Here is a 2,899-nt window from a genome sequence, read left to right on the forward strand (position 1 = left end):
GGCCTCACTGCTACACAAAGTGTGCTCATAAACTAAGAGAGTACTTACAAGAGAGACGTCTACTGATCGCTCGGTACGCTGAAGCATCGTTTCAGTTCAGGCTCGGGAGGCTTGATACTCAGTTTCCTGCATTTACCTTTAAGCCACCTCTTCAGAGGGTTCCAAGGCTCAGCTCTTTTCGTCCTGTTATCTCAATTATTCCCGCCTAAATCCGTAAACACGGGAGAGGTGTATCTAGGGTTCTCCTACCACTACCTAAAGTCAGGGGGTTAGCTCGGGAGCGCATCACCACCCACGCCCAGATTCGAAGCACATCCGCGCAGAGAGTGCTGAGAAAACTGAAATAACTAACTTCTAAAAAAGATGGTGGTACCTGATTACTGGGGGTTACAGAATTTTATTGGGGAGCTCGGAGACTACTGATAGTGTCAGGGTGCTGGGCTAGTTCGCATCGTTCAGAGACATAATTCTTTCGAATAATGGTCATAACATCTGTGAACACTCCAGGAAGAGTAGCCTCAAGCAAGTCCCGCGCATCTAACAGCCTATCAAATGTCTGTGCTTCAACCTCTATTTTATAGTCCCACATACCAAATGCTCGGATAAGCATACAGACTTCTGGTGTGCGGTCACAGAACTTCACTATCTCCTCATGAATATCACCCTCCACTCGAGCAACAGAGAGTAAATATTCGCAAGAAAATGCATCTGATTTTTGTGGATTAAACCGATAGAAAGGTGGGGATATAATTTTCCGCGATTGAAGCCGCTTATATCTATATGCCACCGTTGTACTACTCTCTTTAAGGGCTCGAGACATTGCAGTGATACTGAGCACCTCTTGGCTCCGCAACATATCCAAGATACGTAAATCGAGCAGATCATACGAGGCAACATCTTGGGGCATAAGCGAGTAGGGTTCTCCTGTCAATTGCGAAGTCAACACACGAGTTCCCCAATAGTCAAGAGAAACTTCGATCGACCAGCAACGCGACGTAATGGGAGCCTTACACCGCTGCGCGATGTCGTCAAAGAGATTCGCTATCTCTGCTGCACTACGTGATACCGCGGTTACTTGATAGCGCGGATGCCCAACATTTTCGGTTACCCATACGACTTGTGGCGCTTGCCGAAGCAACTTGATAACAGCGGAATGCTTTTCTCTTGGACATGAGAAAAACACATTAAATGTTTGCAAGCCAAGAGTCGAATGATTAATGAAGTATGTGGGTCGTAGCCATTGCTCAGCAAGTGCCTTATTGGTAAGTCGCCTCACCGATTGTTCGGACACACTACATAAACGTGCGATCTCGTTAACAGAACGCTCTTGAGCCCCTACCAAATGTGACAAAATGCATCGTTCTTTAGAAGAGAGGGAAGACACTCGCATACGCAGTTAGTTAAACTACTAATAAGTAGTTGTCTAGGAGAAAAGTCTAGGAAAGAGTATTTCCTCAGCCAGCGTCGAGATAAAGACCATGCGAACCCCCAGTAATCAAGTACCCAGTAATCAAGTACCCAGTAATCAAGTACCCAGTAATCAAGTACCACCATCTTTTTTTCATTGGATGACGCACCGATAGGACGACCACCAGTAATCACGTACCACCATCTTTTTTTCTCATACTCACGAACTATCAGAGGACTTCCCTCCGATTAACACTCTGTCATGGGAAATCCACTACGCACCAAAGACCCGTCTCTCTACCGCCTCATTACCACCCGCACGGTACGAGCTGAGATGTGGCTCATGCCTACTGCTAAGAATACAAAGCTCATAGGAGGTAACATCGCTCGCTACCAAGAGCTCCTCGGGGTAGAGATATACGCCCCCACAAAAAAGAAGCTGGTACCTGATTACTGGGGCTGAGCACAGGCACCGGTGGTTACCAGAAGATGCTCGAGAAGTTCGAACGACTTACGTAAGGCCACTCTTGATTTCATTGTGAAAGAATCCCCTGAAAATTAACGCTTATCTCGTATGAGGTTTAAGATGAAAAGGGCGGGATCCTCTGTGCTTGTTGGTTCAAGATATAGCTGGAACTCCCTGGCAAGTGCTCGTGATACAAGTACTTGAAGCTCTGCATAGTTTCCTAGCAGAGTGAGATCTTTCGGCAAAGAGCTAACATCCGAGATCTCTTTCACGCTACCTGAGTCATTCACCCCCAATCCTTTGCTCCACATCCATGGATACTTTTCAATAAAACCCGAGGCAAAGATCCGGTCCTTCGGAGTTAAAAAAGCAGTTACAGGCTTTTGATGCGCTGCTCTTGGAGTACTTGTAAAGGTCATGTTGTCAGCAAGGTGGACAACTTTCTCGGCAAGTCTGCCAGGGATAGTTCCTACAATACCGCCTTCGCCAAGCGCAATGAAATCTTTTAGGCTATTGTGTCCAGTCTCTTGACCAGCAGCCATAAGGTAGGAGGCCGTATCGTGTGAAACTCCCGTTTCGAATAGAAGCGGCCTCAGTTTTTCATATGCTGTGGGAGTGTAGATCTGTTCAGTTGCATCACCCCCCATAAATTTTCGACGCATAATTTCATAGGGCTTATTGAGGTCGTGTACTTGCACGTTCGATAATGCGTTCTGCCTCTTCCTCTTGCATGAAATCAGTTTGAGCAAGCGCAACCACTAGTTTTGAGGCTGCATACCCTACCGCAATGCAATGTTCTCCAATGTTGGTAAAATCTTCTGTCTCAAGCGTCTCGGTATAGGGATTTAGGATTGGGAAGGACTTTGTAGGATGAATTCCTACTCGTGTAAAAGTCTCAAAGACACGCGGAAAACGCGCCTCAAAATCCTCAAGAATCTCCTGCGGGGAAAAAACCTCAAGGGTGATATCACCGTCCGAGCGCCGAAGAGCGGTGGACGTAAACGAGATGTCAGAGAGCGATAAGTT

Annotated in this window: 5 protein-coding genes; 2 read left to right on the top strand and 3 right to left on the bottom strand. The window is 46.7% G+C overall.

Features of this window, described 5'->3' with window-relative positions; translation table 11 throughout:
• The coding region (locus tag EBR25_12980; protein ID NBW41895.1) for a hypothetical protein at positions 1–209 on the top strand (209 nt) is incomplete at its 5' end.
• Positions 210–397: 188 nt separating this feature from the next.
• Here the strand turns inward: EBR25_12980 and EBR25_12985 are convergent.
• Positions 398–1,291 carry an Lrp/AsnC family transcriptional regulator gene (locus EBR25_12985; GenBank protein NBW41896.1) on the bottom strand — a complete coding sequence of 298 codons (894 nt, stop codon included), beginning with the start codon at positions 1,289–1,291 and terminating at the stop codon, positions 398–400.
• Positions 1,292–1,669: 378 nt separating this feature from the next.
• Here EBR25_12985 and EBR25_12990 point away from each other — a divergent pair, with 378 nt between their 5' ends.
• On the top strand, positions 1,670–1,870 hold the full coding sequence (locus tag EBR25_12990; GenBank protein ID NBW41897.1) for a hypothetical protein: 201 nt from the start codon (positions 1,670–1,672) through the stop codon (positions 1,868–1,870).
• A gap of 95 nt (positions 1,871–1,965) precedes the next feature.
• On the opposite strand, the gene EBR25_12995 is transcribed toward EBR25_12990, so the two are convergent.
• Together EBR25_12995 and EBR25_13000 are read right to left on the bottom strand one after the other, a co-directional pair.
• Positions 1,966–2,571: a hypothetical protein gene (locus EBR25_12995; protein NBW41898.1), complete on the bottom strand. Its 606-nt coding sequence runs from the start codon at positions 2,569–2,571 to the stop codon at positions 1,966–1,968.
• A partial coding sequence (locus EBR25_13000; protein ID NBW41899.1) for a hypothetical protein occupies positions 2,549–2,899 on the bottom strand: 351 nt, incomplete at its 5' end. The genes EBR25_13000 and EBR25_12995, both read right to left, overlap by 23 nt.

It is taken from the genome of bacterium (assembly GCA_009926305.1).
In the GTDB taxonomy this organism is placed as follows: Bacteria; Bdellovibrionota_C; UBA2361; order UBA2361; family RFPC01; genus RFPC01.

Bases quoted from the DNA above. Each gene is read 5' to 3' on its own strand.
- EBR25_12990 (NBW41897.1), top strand. From the start codon at position 1,670: ATGGGAAATCCACTACGCACCAAAGACCCGTCTCTCTACCGCCTCATT.